Origin of the sequence: Haladaptatus sp. DYF46 (genome assembly GCF_021083305.1) — an archaeon.
Lineage (GTDB): Archaea > Halobacteriota > Halobacteria > Halobacteriales > Haladaptataceae > Haladaptatus.
Genome location: NZ_JAJFAY010000002.1, coordinates 641,085 through 663,265, shown reverse-complemented (window position 1 = coordinate 663,265; position 22,181 = coordinate 641,085). Strand labels below are relative to the sequence as shown.

The window sequence follows — 22,181 nt, the reverse complement described above, 5'->3', positions numbered from 1 at the left end:
TTGCGGAACTGTTTTACGCACTGATGGGTGACAAACTACCAAGAATGAGCCAACTTGAGGAGGAGTATCGCCTCGATTATTTCGAGGAAAACGGCTTCGTGCGAAAGGAATGCTCCGAGTGTGGAGCATACTTCTGGACGCGCGACCACGACCGAGAGACGTGCGGGGAACCGCCCTGCGAGGAGTACGGGTTCATCGACAACCCGAGTTTCGACGAGACGTACTCACTGGCGGAGATGCGGGAAGCGTTCCTGTCCTTCTTCGAAGATCACGACCACCAGCGGATCGACCCGTATCCGGTGGCGGCGAACCGCTGGCGGGACGACATGCTGCTCACCATCGCCTCGATCGCCGACTTCCAACCGCTGGTCACGTCGGGTGAGACGCCACCGCCGGCCAACCCGCTGACCATCAGTCAGCCTTGCATTCGGATGCAGGACATCGACAACGTCGGGAAGACCGGTCGGCACACGATGGCCTTCGAGATGATGGCCCACCACGCGTTCAACGCCCGGGAGGACATCGACGACCCCGAGCAGTACGCGTACGAAGGTGAGGTTTACTGGAAGGACCAGACGGTCGCGTACTGCGACGAGTTCTTCGAGTCGATGGGCGCGAACCCCGAGGAAGTGATCTATATCGAGGACCCGTGGGTCGGCGGCGGCAACGCCGGACCCGCCATCGAAGTCATCTATCGAGGCGTCGAACTCGCCACGCTCGTCTTCATGTCGATGGAACAGGATCCGGAGGGCGAGTACGAGATGAAGGACGGCAACCGCTACAGCCCGATGGACACGTACATCGTGGACACCGGATACGGGCTCGAACGCTGGACGTGGGTGTCCCAAGGAACGCCGACGGTGTACGAGGCGGTCTATCCCGACATGATCGACTTCCTCAAGGAGAATGCGGGAATCGAACACACCGAAGAGGAGGAGGAACTCGTTCACCGCGCCTCGAAGCTCGCGGGGCACATGGACATCGACGAGGCCGAGGACATGGAGGCCGCCCGCGACAACATCGCGGACAAAATCGGCGTCTCGACCGCGGAACTCGTCGAACTGCTGGAACCGCTCGAAGCGATCTACGCCATCGCCGACCACTGCCGGACGCTCGCGTACATGTTCGGCGACGGCATCGTCCCGAGCAACGTCGCGACCGGATACCTCGCCCGGATGGTGCTCCGACGGACCAAGCGCCTCTCCGACACCGCCGGTGTCGATGCGCCGTTGGACGAACTCGTGGACATGCAGGCAGAGCGACTGGGCTACGAGAACCGCGACACCATCCGCGACATCGTTCGGACGGAGGTCGAAAAGTACCGCGAGACGCTCGAACAGGGTGGCCGCCGCGTTCGTCGCCTCGCAAAACAACACGCCGAGGAGGGCAAACCCATCCCGACCGAGACGCTCGTGGAGTTGTACGACTCCCACGGCCTGCAACCGGATATGGTCGAGGAGATCGCCGACGAGTTCGGCACCGCTGTCGATGTCCCCGACGACTTCTACAGCCTCGTGGCCGAACGCCACGACAGCGGCGAGGCCTTCGAAGAGGAGGAATCGGAGGACGACCGATTCATCGACCTGCCGAAGACCGAACGCCTCTACTACGAGGACCAGTATCGAACCGACTTCGAGGCCGTCGTACTCGACGTGTTCGACCGCGAGGAGGGCTACGACGTCGTCCTCGACCAGACGATGTTCTACCCCGAAGGCGGTGGCCAACCCGGCGACCACGGGTCGCTTTCGACCGACGAGAAGACGGTGCAGGTCACGGACACGCAAATCGAAAACGGCGTCGTCCTCCACCGCACCGACGAATCCGTCGGCAAGGGGTCCATCGTTCGCGGACAAATCGACGCCCAGCGTCGCCGTAGGCTGATGCGCCACCACACGGCGACCCACATCGTCGTCCACGCGGCCCGACAGGTTCTCGGCGACCACATCCGACAGGCCGGTGCCCAGAAGGGAACCGACAGTTCGCGCATCGACGTACGCCACTACGAGCGTATCGACCGCGAGACGGCCAAACGGATCGAACTGCTGGCGAACGAAATCGTCATGGAGAACACGACGGTCCAACAGGAGTGGCCCAACCGCCACGAGGCCGAAGAGGAGTTCGGCTTCGACCTCTATCAGGGCGGAATTCCCGGCGGGACGAACATCCGCCTCATCCACGTCGCCGAGGACGTGCAGGCCTGCGGCGGGACTCACGTCCGCCGTACGGGTGACGTCGGCGCAATCAAGCTTCTGAACACCGAGCGAGTGCAGGACGGGGTCGAACGGCTCACCTTCGCCGCCGGCGACGCCGCCATCGAGGCGACGCAGGAAACCGAGGACTACCTCCGGACCGCCGCCGACACGCTCTCAGTTTCGCCCGCGGAGGTGCCCGACACGGCCGAACGCTTCTTCGAGGAGTGGAAGGCGCAAGGCAAACAGATCGAGGACCTCAAAGAGCAACTCGCCGAGGCCCGCGCCAGCGGCGGGGGCGGCGGCGAGGAAATCGAAGTCGGCGACACGACGGCCGTCATCCAGCGCATCGACACGGACATGGAGGAACTCCGCGCCACGGCCAACGCGATGGCCGAGGACGGGAAAATCGCCGTCATCGGCAGCGGTGCCGACGGCGCGCAGTTCGTCGTCGCCATCCCGGACGATTCGTCGGTGAACGCCGGTGCGGTCGTCGGCGAACTCGCCTCACTCGTCGGCGGTGGCGGCGGCGGCCCCGACCCTAACTTCGCCCAAGGTGGCGGCCCCGACACCGACAAACTGGACGAGGCGTTGGAGAACGCGCCGGACGTGCTGAAGCAGGTCGAGAACGCTTAAGTCGGCGGTTGCGTTTTCTGCGGTTCGGATTTTGACGCTGGTGTTACAGTGTTCGTGACGAGTGAGTTCTTCTCCACCGTTCGATAACTCCCGAAAACCCGAGCGACACGACGTTTTGCGCCGATTGGTGAATTATTTTCCCGTCGATACGACTCGCGCTTTCGCCCCCAATAAATCACATTCAGCTATACTGAATTGGGAATATCGGGTTCGGACGGTCGCCGATGGAGGCGCAACGATGTTCGAGTGTTTCCGGCGGTTCGAGCGTCGAACGGACGGAAATCGCGAAAATGGGTCGCCGTCCGGCGTCAGAACCCGTCGAGGACGACGAACGAGAGGTACAGTTGCCCGATGCCGGCCAGTATCATCAGTCCGCCCGCGACGCGTTCCAAGGCGTACGAATACCTTCCCAGTTCGCGCCACCAATCGACGCCCACCGCCATCAGCAGCGTCACGCCGCAGAGCGGAATCACGACTCCCAGCGCGTAACTCCCGAAGGAGAGAACGCGTCCGGAAAGCGGGAGCGTCAACGTCTGGGCGACGACGCCGAGGAAGACCGGTGCGACGCATCCCGCCGCCGCGAGGGCGTATCCGCCGCCGAAGACGACGAACCCCGTTGTCGATGCGGGACGTTCCGGCAGCGGAACGCGAATCGTCGGCTGTTTTCCCGCGACGACGAGGAGGCCGACGACGAGGAGGACGACGCCCGCGACGGGTTCGAACCACGTGAGATACCGGACGAGTTCCTGCCCCGCCACGAAGACGGCGAGTCCGACCGCGCTGAGGGTGGCGAGCGCGCCGATTGCTGTGCCGATAGCGGGCAGCAGCGCCGACGAAACCGTTTCGTCGTCCTGCTGTTGCAGGTAGTAGCCGATGTAGCCGGGAAGCAGGGGAAACGCACACGGTGCGAAGAAGGTGGCTAGCCCCGCGCTCGCCGCGAAGGCTATCGTCGGCAGGAGCGCGGAGGCACTCATCCCTTTTCGGCCGCAGCGATTTGCGTGCGAAGCGCGTCGATGCCCGCCACGCCGTGATGCGTCCACGTGACCGTTCCGTCCGGTGCCGCGACGCCGACGAACGGAAGTCCGCCCGCATTCAGGGCGGCCATCACCGACGAATCCGGGTCGAGGCCGAGGGTCCAGTTTCCGTCGTTTTCCGTCCACCACGAACGGACGTCCTCTTTCGTCAGCGTACCGCCGATCCGCTCGTTCGTGATGGAGACGAAGCGAACCTCGTCGTCGTACTCGTCGTGCAGTCTCGTGAGCGCCGTCATCTGCTTTTTGCAGGGCGTACACCACGTCGCGAAGAGGTCGATGACGGTGACGGTATCGGAAACCGGTACCTGCACTGTTCCGGCCGTCGAACCCCGCGCGCGTATCGTCTCGACGCGTTTCGGCAGTCCGTCGTCCTCGGAGAGGCCGTTCAGCGCGACCCACGCACTCCCGCCGGTGATGCCCAGTCCCGCGAGTCCGGTGAGGAGGCGGCGTCGGTTCATTTCCGGACGGTTTCGAGGTCGTCGATTATCTGCTGTTGCTTCGGCGATTTGCCCCTGTACGCCCGCTCGACGTATCCCTCCCCGTTGACGAGTATGATGAGCGCGGAGTGGGTGAACATGTACTTGTCCTTCGACTGCTGTTTCGTCGGTTCGAAATGGACGCCGAACTCGTCCGTGATGACGCTTTTCGCCCTCGATTTCGACTCCGGCCGGAGGAAGTCCCAGTCTCCGACGGACAGGTCCACGTTCATCTTCTCCGCGTACGCCTGTAACTGCTCGGCGTCGTCGCGTTTGGGGTCGAACGTCACGGGAAGGAAGGTCACGTCGTTTTCGTACCCGTTCTGTGATGCGTGGGTCTGGACGTTTCGGAGCGTCGAGATGAGTACCGGACAGATGGTCTTGCAGTGAGTGTAGAAGAACGTGAGGACGCTCGGCGTTTCGACCTCTCGAAGCGAGACGGTTCGGTTTTCGAGCGGTGCGGGAATCGTCACGTTCGGAATCTTTTGTCCCCATGCCGGATACGGGAGGTCCGAACTGCTGACTTCCCTGTCGGGTTCGCCGAGCGCCACGTTCGGATTTGAATCGCCGAACGACCCCAGACATCCGGCCGCACTGACCACCGCTCCCGTCGCCGCAACGGAACGGAGGTACGTCCGTCGATGCATGTTCGACGGTTACGACGGAAGGAGCAAAGGCGGTCTGGTTCAATCATCGAAGGCGGTTGTGGGTTTCCTAACCGTTTGGCGTCGTTCCTACGGCCGTTCTCCACTGGTAACTCGTGTCCGCTCGCGCGTAGCGGACCTCGCTTCCCACCGTCGAATGTAAACCGCGAGTAGCGGCGGGAGGACGTTGAGGGCTCCACCGACCAGTATCACGTGTTCGTCCGAAATCGAAACCGCGAGTAGGGCGACGAGGAACGCGAGGCTGAACGCGCCGGAAACGACGTACATCCTTCGCTCGGTCCCACCCATCAATCCGCTCTCGGGTTCGTACCGCGCCGTGGCGACGTAGCCGATGGCGTACACGGCGAACCACGGATGGTAGTACGCGTACTCCTGCAAGAGCATGAAGAGGTCGGGATTCGGGACGAGTCGTGGCGTGTTGGCGACGGCGTTGATGGCGAGGGCGGCGGCGGACAGGTACACCCAGATTCGCCACGCGTTCGCGCGTCGAATCGTCGGTGCCGTTCGCATCCAAAGCACGCCGGCGAGGAGCAGAACCGCCCAGATGGCGACGACGAAGTAGATGTCCAGTTCCAGCGAAAACGGGCCCACCTCGTCGACGCCGTAGGTCCCGGACCACCCGATGGCACCGCCGATAGCGACGTAGAGCAACGACCGCTGCGTCCGTGTCTCGATGGTGTTCATGAACTGGTCGGCTCAGACGACGACAACGACGCCTTTCATGCCCTTGTCCTCGTGTTCACTGCAGTTGTACAGCGTTTCGCCCGTCTCCTCGAACGTGTGTGAGAACGTCTTCGAACTGCTTTCGACCAGTTCGCTTTCGAACGACCCGTCCACCGCGACGACGTCGTGTTTGCCGCCGCGTCCGGTCCATTTCCAGACGACGGTCGTTCCGGCGTCGATTCGGATCGCAGCCGGGTCGAATGCCTTTCCACGACTGCCGCCGCCGTTTTCGACTTCGACCTCCGTCCGGCCGGTGTAATCCTCCGGCCCGTCACCAGAGTAGCTTCTCGCGTCGCTCAGGTACTCCACCGCGTCGTCGGAGAGCGACGAACCGCTCTCCGTTGCGGTGTCGTTCGACGTCGAATTCCCGTCTTCGGTTTCCTTGTCATCTTCCGTTTCTTTGCTGTCTTCTGTTTCCGCTTCGCCGCTCGTACAGCCGGCGAGGAAACCGCCGGTGAGGAGCGCCGAACTCGCTTTGATATACGTCCGCCGTGACTCGTCGGAGGGGTTGGGACTCATCTCTATCTGTGCCCCGATATCTCCGTGAAAATAGCAAAAGCGTTGCCCGAAATCGGGCACAAATTCGCTACAGATTCGCCACGAATGTGGCGTAGACGGCGCTATTACGCGTTCGCGCTGGTCGCCCGTTTGATCACGACCAACGCGATGCCGGTCAGCACGAGGTCGAGGGCGATGAGGATGGCGATGGACGGCAGAATCGTGCCCCACTCCCAGCCGGTGATGACGAGCGCCCGTGCGGCATCGACACCGTAGGTGATGGGGTTGACGGCGCTGATGTACTGAATCCACTGCGGCAGTCGATCCACCGGGAGGAACGCGCTGGAGACGAACAGCAGCGGGAGTTGCAGGAAGTTCACGGCGATGATGGTCGATTCCGTGTCGCCGGTCTGGATGCCGACGACGTTCGAGAGCGCCGTGAACCAGATGGAAAACAGGATGCCGATGACCATCAGCGCGAGGACGCCGAGGAATCCCGTGGCGATGTTCGCGCCGAGGAGGACGCCGACGACGACGACGATGATTATCTGAACGCAGATGCGGGCGACTTCGGCGAGCGTCTTCCCCAAAAACACGGCACCGCGGTTCATCGGCGAGACGAGCGCCTTGGCGAACATCCCCGTCTCGATGTCGTTGACCAAGCCGATGCCGGAACTCGCCGCCGCGACGAGCGACACCTGAATGATGATGGCCGGGAGGAGGAAACTGATGTACTTGATATCCCCGCCGGGACCGCCGATAGCGCCGCCGGTGACTTGGCCGAACACCTGCGAGAACAGCACGAGGAAGATGAGCGGTTGCACGATGGAGGAAGTGACGATGAACGGGTTTCGAATCGACTTGAGGAGCCAGCGGCGCATGTTCACCCACGTGTCGCCGAGGAAGCCGTTGCCCGGCGCGAGCGTCTGGTCCTCGCTCGTTCCCGTGTCGGAACTCATGCGACCACCTCCGTGTCCGACTCGGACTCCTCCGCTTCGACGCCCTCGCCGGTGACCGCGAGGAACACGTCGTCGAGCGTCGGTGACCGCACATCGAAGCCGTCCACCTCGACGCCCGCATCACGCAGTTCGGCGAAATACTCCGCCCCGTGCGTTCGAATCGTCGTCGCACCCACCGAAATTCCGGTGTCCGTCTCGGTCACGACCGCATCGTGGAACACGTCGCCCGATTCGGCGAGGCGCGTCGCAACGTCCACGTCCGACGGCGCGATTTCGAGTTCGAGGATGTCGCCGCCGACCTCGTTTTTGAGTTCGTTCGGGGAACCGGTCAGCGCGATTTTACCGTCCTTGATGAGTGAAATGCGGTCACAGAGTTGGTCGGCCTCCTCCAAGTACTGGGTCGTCAGGAACACGGTGGTCCCCTCGCGGTTTATCTCGCGGAAGTAGTCCCAGAGGCGGTTTCGCGCCTTCGGGTCCAGTCCCGTGGTCGGTTCGTCGAGGAAGACGACCGGCGGGCGGTGGACCAGCGCTGTGACGGCGTCGAGTCGTTTCTTCATCCCGCCGGAGAACGTCTTTGCCGACTTGTCGGCCACGTCCCGCAGGTCCGCGAGATCGAGGAGTTCGTCGGCGCGGTCGGCTCGCTCCGCCTTCGGAATGCCGTACGCGGCCGCCATGTACTCGACGTTCTCGCGCGCGGTCAACTCCTCGTCGATGCTCGTCTCCTGTGCCATGTAGCCCACGGAGCGACGCACGCTCTTCGGGTCGTCTCCGACGTCGTAGCCGTTCACCGTGACGGACCCCTCGGTCGGTCGCAACAGCGTCACGAGCGTCCTGATTGTCGTCGTCTTCCCCGCGCCGTTCGGGCCGAGGAAGCCGAAGAACTCGCCCTTCGGTACCCGAAGGTCCACGCCGTCAACCGCTTTCGTACCGTCGGGATAGACGACACGAACGCCGTCCGCACAGATGGCTTCGCTCATCGTTCACCCCCGTCTGCACTCTCCATCATCAGTGACGTGACGAAATGTTGGAACATATATCCTGCTTTCGTTTCTGTAGTCATATACTATCGAGTCAGTAGTCTTGTATCTACTACGGAATCTGTATCGTTGTTTCCCAACGGCTATCACTCCTCTCCATCGAGGTCGTGAACGGAGGCCCATTCGTAGAGGTGGATGAACACGGGCGCGAGGTCGTCGGCCGCGGCCGTGGGTTCGTACTCGACACGCGGCGGAATCTCGTCGTACGACCGTCGTGTCAACAATCCCGCCTCCGTGAGTTCCGAGAGTCGCTTTGAAAGCGTCGTCGGCGACACGTCGAGGTGATCTTCGAGGTCGCTGAACCGCAGGGGTTCGTCGCTCCACGAGAACGTGTGGAGGACGGGAAGTGCGTAGGCGCGACCGAGGAGCGTGAACAGTTCCGTGATGGTCTCTTTCTCCTTCGCCTCCCCATACTCGTCGAGTTTTGCGCGATACCGCCGTCCACGTTCGAGGACCGCTTCCGGGTCGGGGAAGTCGTCGTCGCTCATGGTGTACACTTCGCATTCTGTAGTAATAGCGTTCTCGCCGTTTCGAACCGAAATCGGAGAACTCCACTTTTCGCTCATCTTTGCTTAAGTCCGAATCAGTAGGCGAACAGCTTCCAGAGCCACTCGCCGGACGTTCGCGGGCCGAGTTCGGCCGGTCGATAGGCGGTCACGTCGGGTCCCGTTTTCACCTTGTAGCGCACTGAGACGTCGGGATCGAAATCCGAGTCCGGGGACGTCGCGTTCAGGCGGGCGCGTCCGCCGAGGAGGACACCCCGGTCGATGTCAACGCGCATTTGGACCCACGCGGTGTGATACATGGCGTTTGTCGGCGTGCCCACTCCGGCGGCGCGGAACGCCGCGGGACCGTCGATTTCGAGCGTTTCGGTGCCATTGCTGTGCGAAACAACCTTCCACGTTCCTGTGTTCGGCTTCGGGACGCCGAGCCAACCCGTCGGGTCGTAGTTCTGGTTGAAGAACCAGTAGCCGGGATACGCCCACACCTTGGCGTAGCGGCCGATACGCCGGGTACCGAGCGCGATGAAACGGGTGCCCTCACCGCCGTACTTGACGCCAGCGTCGAAGTAGGCGGTGTTGTTTTCCTTCTCGCTCCGGTACGAATAGCGGAGGCGTCTGTCCGTGCGGTCGAGGACGCGCATGTTGTACAACGTGTGGTTCCCGTCACTCATCCGGTACTCGATTCGATTGTTCGACGCGATGGTGTTCGAGACGGCCGCCTCGTACGCCGCCGTGGGACCGCTCGGCAGCGTCGTTGCCGCGTTCGGCGTCGGCCGCGTCTCGGTCACCCGGACCGCGCTTGCGCCAGCGACGAGGCCGAGGACGATTATGCAGGCGGCGGCCGCTCGTCGAACCGGGACGCGAGGCGGCCTCGACCGTTCCCCGTCCATTCCTCTCGTTCCGGTCGTCGCACCATCGACAACGGTCACTGCCGCGTAGCTGACGGGTACGGTGAGCACACCGGCGAGGATGAGCAGGCCGACAACGACGAGGAAGGTGACGAGCGAGCCGTCGGCGTAAAAGAAACCTGCGACGCCAGCGTCGGCCACGACGGCCTCGTAGACGAGAGCGACGCCAACGAGGGTGGCGGTCCGTCGCGTGTCGGAGAGCGCGGTTTCCACGGACGCCCGGGCAGCGTTGCGGAGGCCCTCGCCGGCAGCGACGTGGGCGAGGCTGGGAACAAGCGCACCCCACGTGAGCAGGGTGCCGACGGCGACGCCGACGAGCGGTGCGAGGGCCACGACGCCGTACGGGACCGACCCACCGAGCGCGTAGACGGAAAAGCGGATCGGCGTGTCAACGAGGGTTAATAACGCCGAACCGAGCGCGACGGCGGCGACTTGGCCGAGGACGGCGGCGATGAGGAGATGCGGACCGACGGTGCGGAGACGGGCAGTAAGGTGCCAGTCGGGCGTGACCATCGGGTCGCGGACGGCAGCGCGGACCGCTGGGGCCGCCGCACCGAGGAGTGGAACGGCGACAACGGGTGGACAGAGGACGACTGCGAGTGGTTCGGCCATCCCGAGAACGAGGCGGAGGGCGGTTTCAGCGACGACGACGGCGAGAACGAAGGAGACAACGCGCGGGCGGTTGCGGGTGAATCGCGCTGCGCTACGAAGGCGAGAGGGCACGCGAAAAAGGTGTAATGGTAAAAACAAAAACTTTCCGTCATGGGCGGTCGAGACGAACGCTGTTGTCTCAGCTGCGCTGTGCCTTCTCCATATTGGGATTCCGTGGTCAGGTAGCTGGCCTGTATCTCCTAATTGGTGGTTTATTGGAACCCAAACGCAGAATCTGTGAGGTCCTCCATTCCCCGATTTGATATAGCAAAATCTAGTTTATTCCCTTCAACCACGGCTTCCGAATTCGAACGCGTAAATGGTGGATCAAGGCCACGAGACGGCTGGAAAAAACGGAATTTCGCTTCGATCCGAACGTCCAGCTTCTTTCAATCTACCCACACCGCAACCACACCGCGACGGCCACTCCCTCCCCAACCGACTGTGCTTCTCGCTCGTTACACTCGCTACGATGCTCGCCCCTCGAACGGGAATCCCCGAATCCTCGGACGAAACGTCCTCGCCTTCGGGTGGCACACGCGCGCCGAGCGGCTGGTCAGCACTCGCGCAACCGTCGTGCCGATTGGCACGCGTTGACGGAGAAGGCTTTCTACGGCACTTTTTGGGCCGCTCCACCGTCACCAAAATCGACATCTCCGTGCCGCACTCCTCGCCGAACTCGAAACGGACGCTTTGAAACGCTCCAACCCCGTACCATCGACCACAAATGCCGTTCACTGAAAACGACGGAATTTCGCTCTACTACGAAACGGACGGGCCGACGGATCACGACACGGTGGCGTTCGTCGGGGACGTCGCGTTTGGTGCGTGGCAATGGGGCTGGCAACACGCGGCGGTGGCTGGCCCGTTCGAATCGCTGGTCTGGGACTTTCGAGGGACGGGGCGCTCGTCCGCGCCGGATGGCCCGTATTCCGTCGCGGAACTGGCGGGCGATTTGGAGGCGGTGTTGGTCGACCACGGCGTTCGGAAGGCCCACCTCGTCGGTGCGGGACTGGGCGGGATGGTCGCGCTCCAGTACGCAAAGCGGTTCTCGCGCGCGAAGACGCTGACGCTCATCGGTACGGCGGCGAGCGGGGACCGAATCGCCCCGGACGTTCGGGAACGACTACTCGCCGAGAAGACCCCCGACGCGCTGTCCGACTCGCTCCGCCCCGTCGTGAGCGAGGATGTCTTCGCAGACGGACTGGACGAGGTGGTGGAGTGGCGACTCGCGGACGACGCCGACCGTCCGGCCCAACGCGCCCAGTTCGCGGCGATGGAGGGATTCGACGTGAGTGATAGCCTCTACGAAATCACGACGCCGACGCTGGTGATTCACGGGACCGACGACCGCGTGGTGCCCGTCGACGCGGGAAAATCGCTGGCCGACGGGTTGCCGCGCGGAGAATTACGGACCTTCGAGGGGGCACCGCACCTCGTTCACGTCGAACGGTCGAAGGCGGTCAACGACGAACTGGTCGACTTTCTGGCCGCGAACGCGGAGAAAACGTTCGACTGATTTCCGCTTCGAAATCGAATCGCTCGTACGCTTCTACAAGCTACACATCTCGGACGAATCGTCTGCGGCTACCCGTCCCGGCACTTCTGGCACGCGCCGTTCTCGACGTAGACGCTGAGGGTCTTTCGTCCACACTGTTCGCACTCGACGAGTACCTCCTCCGGGTCGGGGTCGTTCTCACTCACCGTTCGTCACCTCGGTCGTGACATTGTGATGCTTGCATATCAAACTATTTTATATAGCCCGATAGGTGTTCGTAGTAATACCACCCGTGTACGTCGCCCGAACGGCTAACCCCGTGCACGTCGCAGACGAGGTATGTCACTCCTCTCGGCGCAACACGCGGATCGCTGGGGGAACCGGACGGCCATCGTGGACGAGGGCGAGCGGGTTTCGTACGCCGAACTCGACGCACGAGTCGGATCGATGGCGGGACGACTCGCGGCCCTCGGCGTCGAACCGGGCGGTTCGGTCGCTCTCGTCTCGCGAAACCGCGCGGAGTCACTGGTTTCCATGCTCGCAGTTTGGCGGGTCGGCGGCGTGTTCGCGCCCGTCTCACACCGACTGACGCCCGCCACCGTCTCGCGACCGATGGACCGAATCGACCCGGACCTCGTGTTGTTCGAGTCGGCGCAGCGCGACCTCGTTCGGGAGTTCGACGCCCACTCGTTCGAGGAGGTCGAACACGTCTCGCCGGCCGATTTTCGCCCGGCCGAGCGTGCGGACGGGGAAGCCGCTCTCCACGTCCATACCGAGGACGGTACGCGGGTCGTCGAACTGTCGACCCGAGCCGTCGAATGGAACTGCCGAATCGCGACCGCGGGGTGGGGACTCGGCAGGAACGATTGCACCATCGCCCTGCGGCCGTTGTCGCGTCCGGACTGCCTGCTCGGATTCGTGCTCCCGCTTCTCACCGTCGGCGGCCGGGTCGTGACTCGGCGTGCGTTCGACCCGGACGACGCCACGACCGCAATCGAGGAACACGATGTGACCTGTCTCGTCGCCGGTCCGACCGAGTTCCGCGAACTGGCTGACGCCGGTTTCGACGGGACTTCGGCGGCGCTCGAATGGATGGCTGCCCGCGGCCGCGTCCCGCCGGACGTTCGGGAAGCGTTTTCGGTTCCTCTCCTCCCCGTCCACGGCCGCGAGGAAACCGGCGTCAACGTCCTCCACGGAACGCCGGGTTCGGGCGAGGTGGCGTACCCGTTTCCGAACTGTACGGTGCGAATCGATGGGGGCGACGTGGATACCGTGGACGAGGCGAACGACGGGGACGACGGAACCGAGATGGGCGAACTCCTCGTTCGGAGTCCGGCGACGGCGACCGGCCACCTCGACGGCGAGGCGTTCGGCGACTGGGTGGCGATGGAAGGCGTCTTTCGACGCGAAGCGAACGACACGGGTGGGTATCTCCTCGTCGGCGACGGTGACGATTCGTCCGAGAACGGAAAGCGGCGTCCGCGCGTCCATCCGCGGGCGGTCGAAACCGTACTGGAATCACACCCCGACGTGCGGGAGGTCGGCATCGTCGAAACCGTCTCGGAGACGGGTGGAACGGCACCGAAGGCGTTGGTCGTCGGTGACGTGTCTCCGGGCCAACTCCGCGAGTTCGCGGAGGAGCGACTCGCGCCGTACGAAGTTCCGCGGGCCATCGAACCGGTTCCGTCGCTTCCGCGGCGTCCGACGGGCGAACTCGACCGGGCGGCACTGCGCGAGCGATTCGTGACACGTGATTGATGCATAGAATTAGCAGTGATTAATCATGTTCTACTGTGTCATCGACGCCGAAATCCCCTGTAGCGAAACTCATTTTATGCTGCGGATTACTAGTGTCACCCGAATGGATCGGCTCAGAATCGCATTTTTGAACGCTTCACACGGCGACGAAAACACGCGGCGAAACTTCCGTCGCGAACTCGATGCGGACCTCGTGGAGTTCGACGCGACAGAACATCATCTCCCCGACAGCTTCGACTTCGACGCGGCGGTCATCTCCGGTTCGCGGGCATCAGTGTATTGGGACGAAAGTTGGATTCCGCCCCTCAAATCGTGGGTCGGCGACGCCGCCGAAACCGGCATGCCGATGCTCGGAATCTGCTACGGCCATCAACTGCTCGCCGACGTTCTCGGCGGCGACGTTCGTGACATGGGCGAGTACGAAATCGGCTACCGAGCGGTCGAACACTCCGGCGACTCGGTGCTGTTCGAGGGAATCGACCGTCAGTTTACCGCGTTTACGACCCACTCCGACGAAGTGGCGGAACTCCCGCCGGGCGCGAAACCGATCGCGGAAAACGACTACTCCAATCATGGCTTCCGAAAAGGTGACGTGTTCGGCGTCCAGTTTCACCCCGAGTACGATACGAAGACGGCGGAGAAAGTCACCCGCGGCAAGGACCTCGCGAAGGAACGCCTCCAAGCGGTCTTGGACGGTATCAACGACGAAAACTACACGGCCGCGTGCGAGGCGAAAACGGTGTTCGACAACTTCACCGACTACGTCCGCACGGTGCAGGATCCCGCCGCGGACTGACACGATTTTCCGATAGGGTGATAAATAACCTGAATACTGAACCACCAGAGTCACCCCCGTAGAACGAGTGTTTTCACTCCATGGCAGACCAGACGACAAACGACGACGGTGGCTCATCACGCGCTACCGCTTCGCCTGCCGGGCCGAGTACTGACGTCCCTCCGCTTTCACAGGACGCCCTTTTCGATGCCCTTTCGTCCCGTCGGAGCCGATACATCCTTCACGAGTTGCGGTCCGAAGACACGCCGGTCACGCTCGAAGACATCGTCGACACCGTCGCCGCGTGGGAGACGGACAAATCCATCGACCTCGTCTCCGACGAACACCGCCGCAACGTCCTCATGTCGCTGCAACACACGCAACTCCCGAAACTGGCGATGGCCGGACTCGTCCAGTACGACGACGAGCGAAAACTCGTCGATTCGGGAATCCACTCGGAACAGGCCGACGCCTACCTCGACATCGCGGTTGCACGAGACGACGCAGTTCAGACGCCGGAGTAATGCCATTTTGCCGATGAAGAAGAACTGTACGGTAGCGGCGCGTACGGCGGTAACCATTCGTTTCAACTCTACCGCGCGTCGTTTTTTGTCGTTCGATTCCCCGGAGTAGGAGGGCTTTTTAACGTTCCCTCCGGAGGGTTTTGCATGCTCGATTACCTGGAATTGGAAGCCGACCTCGGACAGGAAGAGCGGATGGTCCGGGACACCGCCCGTGAGTTCGTCGAAGAAAACGTGAAACCCGACATCGGGGAGCATTACGAAGCGGGAACGTTCCCGAAGGAGGTCATCCCCGAGATGGGCGAACTCGGCTTTTACGCGCCCAACCTCGACGGCTACGGCCTGCCGAACCTGAGCGAGACGGCCTACGGCCTGTTGATGCAGGAACTCGAAGCCTGTGACTCCGGTCTGCGCTCGATGGCGAGCGTGCAGGGCGCGCTCGTGATGTATCCGATTCACGCCTTCGGCTCCGAAGCGCAGAAAGAGCGGTGGCTCCCCGACCTCGGCGAGGGGAAGGCGGTCGGCTGTTTCGGCCTGACGGAACCCGAGCACGGGTCGAACCCGTCGGCGATGGAGACCTACGCGGAGAAAGAGGGCGACGAGTACGTCCTCAACGGGTCGAAGACGTGGATAACGAACTCCCCGATTTCGGACGTGGCGGTCGTCTGGGCGCGCGACCGCTCCGCCGAGGACTCGCCGGTTCGCGGCTTCCTCGTGGAGACCGACCGCGACGGCGTGACGACGAACAAGATCGACGACAAACTTTCCCTCCGTGCGTCCATCACGGGCGAAATCAGCCTCCAGAACGTCGCCGTTCCCGAGGACGCCGTCCTGCCGGGCGTCACCGGCATGAAGGGGCCGCTCTCCTGTCTCACGCAGGCCCGCTACGGCATCGCGTGGGGAGCGGTCGGCGCGGCCCGCGACTGCTTCGAGACGGCCCGCCAGTACGCGACCGACCGCGAGCAGTTCGGCGGCCCAATCGCGCGGTTCCAGTTGCAACAAGGAAAACTGGCCGAGATGGCAACTCAAATCACCACGGCCCAACTGCTTGCCCACCGCCTCGCGGAGTTGAAAGAGCGCGGCGACATGCGACCCCAGCACGTCTCGATGGCGAAGCGGAACAACGTCAGCATGGCCCGCGATCAGGCCCGCGTCGCCCGCGAGATGCTCGGTGGCAACGGCATCACGACGGACTACCCGCCGATGCGTCACATGGCGAACATGGAGACGGTGTACACCTACGAGGGAACCCACGACATTCACACGCTGGTTCTGGGGCAGGATCTCACTGGCATCGCCGCCTTCGAATGACGCGATAGCGGCACGAGAAATGTGGCGATGCCAGTGAGCCGACGGGTATTGCGGCGTTCGAGTGAGCGGAGTGCTCGTGAGTGACGGAGGAACGAACGGGAGCACGGGAGAGCTTCGCTCTCTCGGAGCGAGGAATCAGTTTCCAAGGAACCGGTTCAGTTCGCTAAATTCGTCGGACGAGAGGATGATCTCGGTATCGAACGCATCGACTCGTTCGAAGTCATCGTCGATAGTCAAAACCGTGTTTACTCCTTCGTCGATTGCTACCTGAGCATAATATCCGTCCCACCCTCCGATGTTTGCGTCACCTGCCTGAGTAAATCCACCTCTCACGACGGTTTCCGGCATCCTGTCGTACCAATGGATTCGCTTTGCGTCCATGAAATTTGCTAGCAATCTGGATGCATCCGCGTTTGAACGCCCGTAGTAGGTCGTCAGGACGGTATGCGCTCCGAACAGCGTAGGATATGGAACGACCGCGTCGATGTCGCCAACGATGGCGTCTCGAACGTATGCGAGCGCGGCATCACGAACGGGAGCATCCGTGTGTGCGAGTGCAACCACTCCGACGTCGAAAAGATACGGACCGTTCGTATCACTCATCGCCGTTTTTCTCCGCTCCTCTCCGAACGGCGTCTCTATGCTTCCGGGCGATAGGGTCCATCGTGTCGTCGACTGCGGTCCCTTCCCTCTGACCCGAAGCCGTTTCCGCCACGAGTTGTTCCATACGGTCGATAATCTGTTCGGGATTCTTCTCGGGTTCGACCACTGCTTTCCCGTCTTCGTCGTGTATCTCCACTTCCGTACCGGGAGTAATACCGAGACGTTCCCGTACCTCCTGTGGGAGAACGATCCGCCCTTTCGAATCCACTGTCGTCATGTTCCCACATTCGGTGGGAACAAGAGTAAGTGCTTTGGTCGAACTACCGCCTTCACCACGCACTCTGTCGTTGCAGGTAGAGAAACAGCAGGCCGACGAGGAAGAGAGCGGCGAAGAAGCCGACAAAGCCGATGAGCCCACCGAACGTCGGGACGATAGCGTGAAGGTCGCCGCCGGACCGTACGACCCACTGAACGACGACAAGTAGAATGGCAGTGGCGAACACCTTCCGGAGGTCGGCCAGCGTGATTTCGGTCATTATCGGTTCGTTCGTCTTCCTTTTTATTTATCAGTTCCTCCCCGACGATATCAATTCGCCGCGAACGGAACGAACCGAATCGCCGTCACCCACGATTTTATGCTCTCACCTCACAATCGACGTGCATGAACGGAACGGGCGAAATCGAGGCGATTCACGTCGCCGACGAGGCGGAAACAGAACCGGAAGGAGTTCCAGAGGTAGAGGCGGTCGCGGGACGCGGACTGCGCGGCGACCGCTATTTCAGCGACGAAGGAACGTTTTCGGGCGACGACATCACGCTCATCGAGGCTGAAGCGCTCGACGCAATCGAGGAAGAGGCCGAAATCGCGCTCGAACCGGGTGCCCATCGTCGGAACGTGACGACGCGGAACGCGGCGCTGAACCACCTCGTCGGCGAGCGGTTTCGCGTCGGCGAGGCGGTCTGTGAGGGCGTCGAACTCTGTGAACCCTGTTCGCATCTGGAGTCGCTGACCGAGGACGGGACGCTCTCGGCGCTCGTCCATCGCGGCGGACTCCGAGCCAGCATCGTCGAATCCGGAGAGATTCGGGTCGGCGACGGTATCGAGCAACTGTCCTGAGGGGCCCGCTCAGCGACTGAGGAGTTTGCCCCACCACGCCCTGCGGTCCGCGTTCCATCGGTACACCGGTTCACGGATTCGGGCGCGGGCCGACTCCGGTAGGTATCGAAAGAGGGTGACGACGTGACGGGACGGGTCGTCGAGTCGCGCGATGACTTCCTCCATCGCCGCGCCACAGGAGTACACTCGCTCGTCGGTGAGGAGGTGTGCACACTCTTCGAAACCCGCAGGCAGGCGTGCACGCTGGTCCGGCGTGAGGTCCGAGAAGCCGACGAGTTCGAAGTCGCCGTGGTCGTCCGCGTACTCCGCGACCCACGTACAGAATCCGCAGTCGTCGTCGTAGACGAGACGGGGTGTCGCCGTTTCCATGGCTATCCGTTGGCACTTCGTTCGAATACGAGTTCCGGCGACGCTCCTTTCCCGACATATGTGTCAGCAATCCACACGCAAAAACTCCGAACGCTTACCTGATATCTCAGTAAACGAATGACTTCCCGAGTCTTTATTTACATGGTCGTATATAAATTACCCATGCGCCGTAGAAGATTTCTGCTGGCGTCTGGAACGACACTCGCCGGGGGGGCCTTGGCGGGGTGTACCGGTTCCGGGCCGAAGAACGGCGGGAATGGGGACGATTCGAACAAGAAACAAACGGATGGGTCGGGACCGTCGAACAAAACGACCTCGGGTGGGGACGACGGGGGTGATGGAAAAGCCACCGTTGGCGGTTTCCAACTCGTCGCGGCGAACGTGCCCAACAAGGTCACCATGGGTCAGGAGTTCATGCTCTCGTTGACCCTCAAGAACGTCGGCGATAAGAAGAAGGCGTTCACGTCTCCGGTTCAGGTGAACGGTAACACGCCGGGTTCACAGCAGATGGGGCAGCTAAAGACCGACAAAATCGCCCCCGGAGAGACGACGAAGTGGTCCACCAAACTCACGTATCCGTACGTGGCGACGGTCAAATACCATATCGAGAAGTTGAAAAAGACGTTCACCATCGACATCGTCGGCGAGAAACTCTCGCTCGGCCAGACCTTCCGCAGTCCGACGGAGGTCGTCGTGACGATACAGGACATCACCCTCACCGACCACTACCGATACGAGACGGGCAGCGGTGGGTCCGAGATGGTGGAGGCGAGCGATGGAAAACAGTGGGCCTTCGTAACCGTCAAAGCCGAGAACAAGTTCCGTATGAAACAGACCCTTCCGAAGGGCGAACAGATTCACTTGGTGGTCGGCGGCAAAGAGATTTCACCAACGGACATCACGAAGGAAGATGGGCAGTATAAAGTCAACCGGTTCGGCGACAGAACCGTCGCGTCCGGCGAAAGTCTATCCGGGTGGCTCGCCTACGAACTTGCCGCCGATAAGACGGTCGACGATTTGACCGTCGAGTGGAAAGGCAGCGACGGCAACGGGTCGTGGTGGGTGCGCTGGAACGGTAACTAGTTCCACGCGGCCCCGTCCGGGTCCACGAGTCGCTCCTCGCGGTCGATGGCGGCTATTTTCGCCATGTCCTCCTCGTCCAATTCGGGGGCCGAGAAGTTCTCTCGGAGGTGGCTCTCACCCGTGGCTTTCGGGATGGGAACGACGTTCTCCAACCCTTGTAACCACGCGATGCTGATCTGCGTCGGCGTCGCATCGTACTTCGCCGCGATGTCGCGGAGTTCGGGAACGTCGTCGGCATCGCCCTGCATGATGGGAGCGTAAGCGACCAGCGTTATGTCGTGTTCCGTCGCGTAGTCGTGTAGTTCGTCCTGTCGAAACAGCGGATGCATCTCGACCTGATTGGCGGTGACGGGTGCGTCGAGAATGTCACGCGCCTCGTCGAGCAGTTCGGGCGTGTAGTTGCTCACGGCGACGTTGCGCGCCGTTCCCTCGTCGTACAGCGTGTCGAACGCCGGGAGGGTGTCCGCGGCGTCGTAGGCCTTCATCGGCCAGTGGACGTAGAGCAGGTCCACGTAGTCGGTGCCGAGCCTGTCGAGGCTTTCTTCCGTACTGGAAAGCACGTCGTCGCGTGCGAGGTTGTCCGGGAGGACCTTCGTGGCGAGAAAGACCTCCTCGCGCGGAACGTCCGCGTCGGCGATTCCGTCGCCGACCCCCGATTCGTTGTCGTACATCTGTGCGGTGTCGATGTGTCGATAGCCGAGCGAGAGCGCGGTCCGTACCGTTTTCGCACACTGGTCCCGGTCCTCGTTGCCGGACGTTCCCAAGCCGGGCGATGGAATCTCCGTCATGGACCTGAAAACGGGGGCGAACGCGAAAAAGGTCGGTATCGCGGAAGCGTTGGCTGATTCACGCACTGTTCGACCCGTGTCCGAAGTTCCACCGGAAACGATGGGGGTTGTCGGCACGTCACCAACCCTCACGTCTGACATGTGTCTGCCGCTTGGCGCGCACCCTCGAAAACTCCCCTTTCGGAGTCAGAATTTCGACCGCAGTGGGAGGGTTTGTGAATCCTTCTCGAACCCCTCTATTTCCGGTGGAAAAGTTACACGGGGGTTTTGGAGGAGTTGCGTTCCCCATCAAACAGCGCTCAGTTATGGTAGGGGACCGTTTCCGGTGGAAATTCGGAAAACGGACGTCGGGCGTTCGGTGGTCGCCAGTGATGACGGAGGGGTTTCCCTCCCAACGTGAACGCAATCAGTCGAAACGGCCGGTTTCCGCCCCGCAGTCGAGGCAGTAGGTGACGAGTTCCTCCTCGCTGTCCGCCATCTCGATCTCGTTCTGCGTCCGTTCGCCACATTCCTCACAGCGGCGATACATCTCCACGTTCTCGGTGTCCCGTGGTGCGCCCAGTGCGAGGGCGGTAACGCGTTCGTCGCCCTCGTTGACGCCGCGCTGGAACTCACCGGGTGCGAAGCGAATCAGTTCGCCCGCCGAAACGACGACGTCCCCGTTCTCCGTCTCGAACGTCGTCGTGCCGGATTGGACGTAAAAGACCTCCTCTTGGTCGTCGTGTGCGTGATAGCCGAACGCGAAACTGTCGCCGGGCGCGAGCTCGTAGTAGTTGATGGCGAGGTTGTCCGCACCGAGCGCCTTCGAAATCGGCCGCCGAACGTCGCCCGCGCTCATCTGCCCGTCGACATCGTCGACGTGAACTTTCTCCATGGGGTTTCTTCGCAGGTGGTGCCGTAAAACCCCGCTGACGAACGGTGGTATTTAAACCCATTGCAAAGCGAAAAACCCACACGGTGCTTTCGAGGCCTCTCTCGCGTGTTTTTAGCCCAACCTAAAAATTTCTGGTGATGAAAAAACTTAAGTAAAGGACTTGGTTTTAAGTACTCCTTTCGCGTCTACTCCGATAGGTGAGAGACCATGGCTATTGACCCACAATTTCACGAAAACCGCGAAAAGGTAGACGACCACGAGGGCCACGATGTTTGGGGTCCGGTGGACGAACCGGACAAGCTCGGCATCCACGGCACCCACGTCGCGGTGGACTTCGACCTCTGTATCGCTGACGGGGCCTGCCTCGAAGACTGCCCGGTCGACGTCTTCGAATGGGTAGACTCGCCGGGGCACCCAGAGAGCGAGGAGAAGGCGGACCCCACCAACGAAGCACAGTGTATCGACTGCATGCTCTGTGTGGACGTGTGCCCGGTCGATGCCATCGACGTCGATGCAGGCCGCGCCTGAGTAAGCAAAACCCTTCTTTGTGCTATCCGCGCGTTATTTATATATCGGTTCTCAACTAGTTGTATGAATCCCCGAAGCTCTCCAATGCCCGGGAGGTGGCGACGGTGGTGAACCACACCATCGGGCGAAAAGAGGACGACGTCCTCGACCTCGATTTGGACGAAGCGGAACCCCCGTTCGACCCCACCGACGTTCTCGGAACGGAACACGAAGGCGATACGCTCACCGTCTATACCGTGAACGGCGGCGGCGCATCCCTCGTTCTGTCCGCCAGCGAGGAGACCCGTCCGCGTCCCGTTTCAGTAGACGAGAGGGAGCTGACGACGCTGGTTAGAACGGGCCTTTCCTACCTCTTTCGGGAGGGCATCCGAACCGTTCGCGTCCGGGCAAGCCCGGAGTCGGTTATCGACGCGCTGTCGACACTCGGCACTGCTTCCCTGTATCAGTACGACGAACTACGGTTCACGGCGTGTACCGGGAACTAGTTTCCCTCTCCGCCGTCGGCCCCGTCCATACCGTCTACGTCGAGTTCGCTCCGTAGCTTTTGCATCACGTCCGAATCCGACAGCGATTCGAACTGCTCCCGAAAATGGGTGTCGCAGAGGCCGACCTGTACGCCACCCACTTCCGGCGCGAACGTCGCTTCTCGGCTACAGTAATGACACCGCATGGGGTAA

26 protein-coding genes are annotated in these 22,181 nt (G+C 62.0%); 10 read left to right on the top strand and 16 right to left on the bottom strand.

Annotated elements, in window-relative coordinates; translation table 11 throughout:
* The first annotated feature begins 44 nt into the window (after nt 1–44).
* Complete coding sequence (alaS, locus tag LJF34_RS14635; protein WP_231185865.1) at nt 45–2,825, top strand: alanine--tRNA ligase; 2,781 nt, start codon at nt 45–47, stop codon at nt 2,823–2,825.
* Nucleotides 2,826–3,133: 308 nt separating this feature from the next.
* Here the strand turns inward: alaS and LJF34_RS14630 are convergent, their stop codons facing one another.
* The 9 genes from LJF34_RS14630 to LJF34_RS14590 all read right to left on the bottom strand — a co-directional run bounded on the left by LJF34_RS14630 (nt 3,134) and on the right by LJF34_RS14590 (nt 10,351).
* Nucleotides 3,134–3,799, bottom strand: coding sequence for a cytochrome c biogenesis protein CcdA (locus LJF34_RS14630; RefSeq protein ID WP_231185863.1), 666 nt, complete (start codon nt 3,797–3,799; stop codon nt 3,134–3,136).
* The gene (locus LJF34_RS14625; protein WP_231185861.1) at nt 3,796–4,317 is read right to left on the bottom strand and encodes a TlpA disulfide reductase family protein; all 522 of its coding nucleotides are present in this window, start codon (nt 4,315–4,317) and stop codon (nt 3,796–3,798) included. Before LJF34_RS14625 ends, LJF34_RS14630 begins: the two co-directional genes overlap by 4 nt.
* Complete coding sequence (locus LJF34_RS14620) at nt 4,314–4,982, bottom strand: SCO family protein (RefSeq protein WP_231185859.1); 669 nt, start codon at nt 4,980–4,982, stop codon at nt 4,314–4,316. The genes LJF34_RS14625 and LJF34_RS14620 overlap by 4 nt, the downstream gene beginning before the upstream one ends.
* An 87-nt stretch (nt 4,983–5,069) precedes the next feature.
* Nucleotides 5,070–5,684, bottom strand: coding sequence for a hypothetical protein (locus tag LJF34_RS14615; protein WP_231185857.1), 615 nt, complete (start codon nt 5,682–5,684; stop codon nt 5,070–5,072).
* A gap of 12 nt (nt 5,685–5,696) precedes the next feature.
* Nucleotides 5,697–6,242 (bottom strand): halocyanin domain-containing protein, encoded by a 546-nt coding sequence (locus LJF34_RS14610; protein ID WP_231185855.1) that lies wholly within the window; start codon nt 6,240–6,242, stop codon nt 5,697–5,699.
* Between the two features lie 104 nt (nt 6,243–6,346).
* On the bottom strand, nt 6,347–7,180 hold the full coding sequence (locus tag LJF34_RS14605) for an ABC transporter permease (RefSeq protein ID WP_231185853.1): 834 nt from the start codon (nt 7,178–7,180) through the stop codon (nt 6,347–6,349).
* The gene (locus LJF34_RS14600; protein ID WP_231185851.1) at nt 7,177–8,157 is read right to left on the bottom strand and encodes an ATP-binding cassette domain-containing protein; all 981 of its coding nucleotides are present in this window, start codon (nt 8,155–8,157) and stop codon (nt 7,177–7,179) included. Before LJF34_RS14600 ends, LJF34_RS14605 begins: the two co-directional genes overlap by 4 nt.
* Nucleotides 8,158–8,303: 146 nt before the next feature.
* The gene (locus LJF34_RS14595; RefSeq protein WP_231185849.1) at nt 8,304–8,705 is read right to left on the bottom strand and encodes a helix-turn-helix domain-containing protein; all 402 of its coding nucleotides are present in this window, start codon (nt 8,703–8,705) and stop codon (nt 8,304–8,306) included.
* A 95-nt stretch (nt 8,706–8,800) separates the two neighbouring features.
* On the bottom strand, nt 8,801–10,351 hold the full coding sequence (locus LJF34_RS14590; protein ID WP_231185847.1) for a hypothetical protein: 1,551 nt from the start codon (nt 10,349–10,351) through the stop codon (nt 8,801–8,803).
* 655 nt (nt 10,352–11,006) lie between these two features.
* On the opposite strand from LJF34_RS14590, the gene LJF34_RS14585 reads away from it, so the two are divergent.
* The 5 genes from LJF34_RS14585 (at nt 11,007) to LJF34_RS14565 (ending at nt 16,142) form a co-directional block, all read left to right on the top strand.
* Nucleotides 11,007–11,798: an alpha/beta hydrolase gene (locus LJF34_RS14585; RefSeq protein WP_231185845.1), complete on the top strand. Its 792-nt coding sequence runs from the start codon at nt 11,007–11,009 to the stop codon at nt 11,796–11,798.
* A gap of 318 nt (nt 11,799–12,116) precedes the next feature.
* Nucleotides 12,117–13,535 carry an AMP-binding protein gene (locus LJF34_RS14580; protein ID WP_231185843.1) on the top strand — a complete coding sequence of 473 codons (1,419 nt, stop codon included), beginning with the start codon at nt 12,117–12,119 and terminating at the stop codon, nt 13,533–13,535.
* 103 nt (nt 13,536–13,638) lie between these two features.
* Nucleotides 13,639–14,331 (top strand): type 1 glutamine amidotransferase, encoded by a 693-nt coding sequence (locus tag LJF34_RS14575; protein WP_231185841.1) that lies wholly within the window; start codon nt 13,639–13,641, stop codon nt 14,329–14,331.
* Nucleotides 14,332–14,411: 80 nt separating this feature from the next.
* Entirely contained in the window at nt 14,412–14,834 is a 423-nt protein-coding gene (locus LJF34_RS14570; RefSeq protein WP_231185839.1) for a hypothetical protein, read from the top strand.
* 144 nt (nt 14,835–14,978) lie between these two features.
* On the top strand, nt 14,979–16,142 hold the full coding sequence (locus LJF34_RS14565) for an acyl-CoA dehydrogenase family protein (RefSeq protein WP_231185837.1): 1,164 nt from the start codon (nt 14,979–14,981) through the stop codon (nt 16,140–16,142).
* 135 nt (nt 16,143–16,277) lie between these two features.
* On the opposite strand, the gene LJF34_RS14560 is transcribed toward LJF34_RS14565, so the two are convergent.
* Genes LJF34_RS14560 through LJF34_RS14550 form a run of 3 tightly spaced genes read right to left on the bottom strand, consistent with a single transcriptional unit; the run spans nt 16,278 to nt 17,281 of the window.
* Complete coding sequence (locus LJF34_RS14560; RefSeq protein WP_231185835.1) at nt 16,278–16,745, bottom strand: hypothetical protein; 468 nt, start codon at nt 16,743–16,745, stop codon at nt 16,278–16,280.
* Nucleotides 16,738–17,022, bottom strand: a complete 285-nt coding sequence (locus tag LJF34_RS14555; protein WP_231185833.1) for an AbrB/MazE/SpoVT family DNA-binding domain-containing protein — start codon at nt 17,020–17,022, stop codon at nt 16,738–16,740. Before LJF34_RS14555 ends, LJF34_RS14560 begins: the two co-directional genes overlap by 8 nt.
* A 52-nt stretch (nt 17,023–17,074) precedes the next feature.
* Nucleotides 17,075–17,281: a hypothetical protein gene (locus LJF34_RS14550; RefSeq protein ID WP_231185832.1), complete on the bottom strand. Its 207-nt coding sequence runs from the start codon at nt 17,279–17,281 to the stop codon at nt 17,075–17,077.
* Nucleotides 17,282–17,406: 125 nt separating this feature from the next.
* On the opposite strand from LJF34_RS14550, the gene LJF34_RS14545 reads away from it, so the two are divergent.
* Nucleotides 17,407–17,862, top strand: coding sequence for an MOSC domain-containing protein (locus LJF34_RS14545; protein WP_231185830.1), 456 nt, complete (start codon nt 17,407–17,409; stop codon nt 17,860–17,862).
* A gap of 9 nt (nt 17,863–17,871) precedes the next feature.
* Here the strand turns inward: LJF34_RS14545 and LJF34_RS14540 are convergent, their stop codons facing one another.
* On the bottom strand, nt 17,872–18,231 hold the full coding sequence (locus LJF34_RS14540) for a DCC1-like thiol-disulfide oxidoreductase family protein (protein WP_231185828.1): 360 nt from the start codon (nt 18,229–18,231) through the stop codon (nt 17,872–17,874).
* A 162-nt stretch (nt 18,232–18,393) separates the two neighbouring features.
* Here LJF34_RS14540 and LJF34_RS14535 point away from each other — a divergent pair, with 162 nt between their 5' ends.
* Nucleotides 18,394–19,314: a DUF4352 domain-containing protein gene (locus tag LJF34_RS14535; protein WP_231185826.1), complete on the top strand. Its 921-nt coding sequence runs from the start codon at nt 18,394–18,396 to the stop codon at nt 19,312–19,314.
* Here the strand turns inward: LJF34_RS14535 and LJF34_RS14530 are convergent.
* Nucleotides 19,311–20,102 carry an aldo/keto reductase gene (locus LJF34_RS14530; RefSeq protein WP_231185824.1) on the bottom strand — a complete coding sequence of 264 codons (792 nt, stop codon included), beginning with the start codon at nt 20,100–20,102 and terminating at the stop codon, nt 19,311–19,313. The genes LJF34_RS14535 and LJF34_RS14530 overlap by 4 nt on opposite strands.
* Nucleotides 20,103–20,508: 406 nt before the next feature.
* Nucleotides 20,509–20,976 carry a cupin domain-containing protein gene (locus LJF34_RS14525; RefSeq protein WP_231185822.1) on the bottom strand — a complete coding sequence of 156 codons (468 nt, stop codon included), beginning with the start codon at nt 20,974–20,976 and terminating at the stop codon, nt 20,509–20,511.
* Nucleotides 20,977–21,183: 207 nt separating this feature from the next.
* On the opposite strand from LJF34_RS14525, the gene LJF34_RS14520 reads away from it, so the two are divergent.
* Nucleotides 21,184–21,504, top strand: a complete 321-nt coding sequence (locus tag LJF34_RS14520; RefSeq protein WP_231185820.1) for a ferredoxin family protein — start codon at nt 21,184–21,186, stop codon at nt 21,502–21,504.
* Nucleotides 21,505–21,608: 104 nt separating this feature from the next.
* A complete protein-coding gene (locus LJF34_RS14515; RefSeq protein WP_231185818.1) occupies nt 21,609–21,989 on the top strand; it encodes a hypothetical protein in 381 nt (126 codons plus the stop codon).
* On the opposite strand, the gene LJF34_RS14510 is transcribed toward LJF34_RS14515, so the two are convergent.
* Nucleotides 21,986–22,174, bottom strand: a complete 189-nt coding sequence (locus LJF34_RS14510; RefSeq protein WP_231185816.1) for a DUF6757 family protein — start codon at nt 22,172–22,174, stop codon at nt 21,986–21,988. The genes LJF34_RS14515 and LJF34_RS14510 overlap by 4 nt on opposite strands.
* Nucleotides 22,175–22,181: the final 7 nt, after the last annotated feature.

Coding starts and splice junctions, on each gene's coding strand:
- LJF34_RS14605 (WP_231185853.1), bottom strand. CDS start 7,180: ATGAGTTCCGACACGGGAACGAGCGAGGACCAGACGCTCGCGCCGGGC.
- LJF34_RS14535 (WP_231185826.1), top strand. CDS start 18,394: ATGCGCCGTAGAAGATTTCTGCTGGCGTCTGGAACGACACTCGCCGGG.
- LJF34_RS14525 (WP_231185822.1), bottom strand. CDS start 20,976: ATGGAGAAAGTTCACGTCGACGATGTCGACGGGCAGATGAGCGCGGGC.
- LJF34_RS14620 (WP_231185859.1), bottom strand. CDS start 4,982: ATGCATCGACGGACGTACCTCCGTTCCGTTGCGGCGACGGGAGCGGTG.
- LJF34_RS14565 (WP_231185837.1), top strand. CDS start 14,979: ATGCTCGATTACCTGGAATTGGAAGCCGACCTCGGACAGGAAGAGCGG.
- LJF34_RS14545 (WP_231185830.1), top strand. CDS start 17,407: ATGAACGGAACGGGCGAAATCGAGGCGATTCACGTCGCCGACGAGGCG.
- LJF34_RS14560 (WP_231185835.1), bottom strand. CDS start 16,745: ATGAGTGATACGAACGGTCCGTATCTTTTCGACGTCGGAGTGGTTGCA.
- LJF34_RS14550 (WP_231185832.1), bottom strand. CDS start 17,281: ATGACCGAAATCACGCTGGCCGACCTCCGGAAGGTGTTCGCCACTGCC.
- LJF34_RS14510 (WP_231185816.1), bottom strand. CDS start 22,174: ATGCGGTGTCATTACTGTAGCCGAGAAGCGACGTTCGCGCCGGAAGTG.
- LJF34_RS14580 (WP_231185843.1), top strand. CDS start 12,117: ATGTCACTCCTCTCGGCGCAACACGCGGATCGCTGGGGGAACCGGACG.
- LJF34_RS14530 (WP_231185824.1), bottom strand. CDS start 20,102: ATGACGGAGATTCCATCGCCCGGCTTGGGAACGTCCGGCAACGAGGAC.
- LJF34_RS14585 (WP_231185845.1), top strand. CDS start 11,007: ATGCCGTTCACTGAAAACGACGGAATTTCGCTCTACTACGAAACGGAC.
- LJF34_RS14575 (WP_231185841.1), top strand. CDS start 13,639: ATGGATCGGCTCAGAATCGCATTTTTGAACGCTTCACACGGCGACGAA.
- LJF34_RS14630 (WP_231185863.1), bottom strand. CDS start 3,799: ATGAGTGCCTCCGCGCTCCTGCCGACGATAGCCTTCGCGGCGAGCGCG.
- LJF34_RS14520 (WP_231185820.1), top strand. CDS start 21,184: ATGGCTATTGACCCACAATTTCACGAAAACCGCGAAAAGGTAGACGAC.
- LJF34_RS14555 (WP_231185833.1), bottom strand. CDS start 17,022: ATGACGACAGTGGATTCGAAAGGGCGGATCGTTCTCCCACAGGAGGTA.
- LJF34_RS14570 (WP_231185839.1), top strand. CDS start 14,412: ATGGCAGACCAGACGACAAACGACGACGGTGGCTCATCACGCGCTACC.
- LJF34_RS14615 (WP_231185857.1), bottom strand. CDS start 5,684: ATGAACACCATCGAGACACGGACGCAGCGGTCGTTGCTCTACGTCGCT.
- LJF34_RS14625 (WP_231185861.1), bottom strand. CDS start 4,317: ATGAACCGACGCCGCCTCCTCACCGGACTCGCGGGACTGGGCATCACC.
- alaS (WP_231185865.1), top strand. CDS start 45: ATGAGCCAACTTGAGGAGGAGTATCGCCTCGATTATTTCGAGGAAAAC.
- LJF34_RS14595 (WP_231185849.1), bottom strand. CDS start 8,705: ATGAGCGACGACGACTTCCCCGACCCGGAAGCGGTCCTCGAACGTGGA.
- LJF34_RS14610 (WP_231185855.1), bottom strand. CDS start 6,242: ATGAGTCCCAACCCCTCCGACGAGTCACGGCGGACGTATATCAAAGCG.
- LJF34_RS14600 (WP_231185851.1), bottom strand. CDS start 8,157: ATGAGCGAAGCCATCTGTGCGGACGGCGTTCGTGTCGTCTATCCCGAC.
- LJF34_RS14540 (WP_231185828.1), bottom strand. CDS start 18,231: ATGGAAACGGCGACACCCCGTCTCGTCTACGACGACGACTGCGGATTC.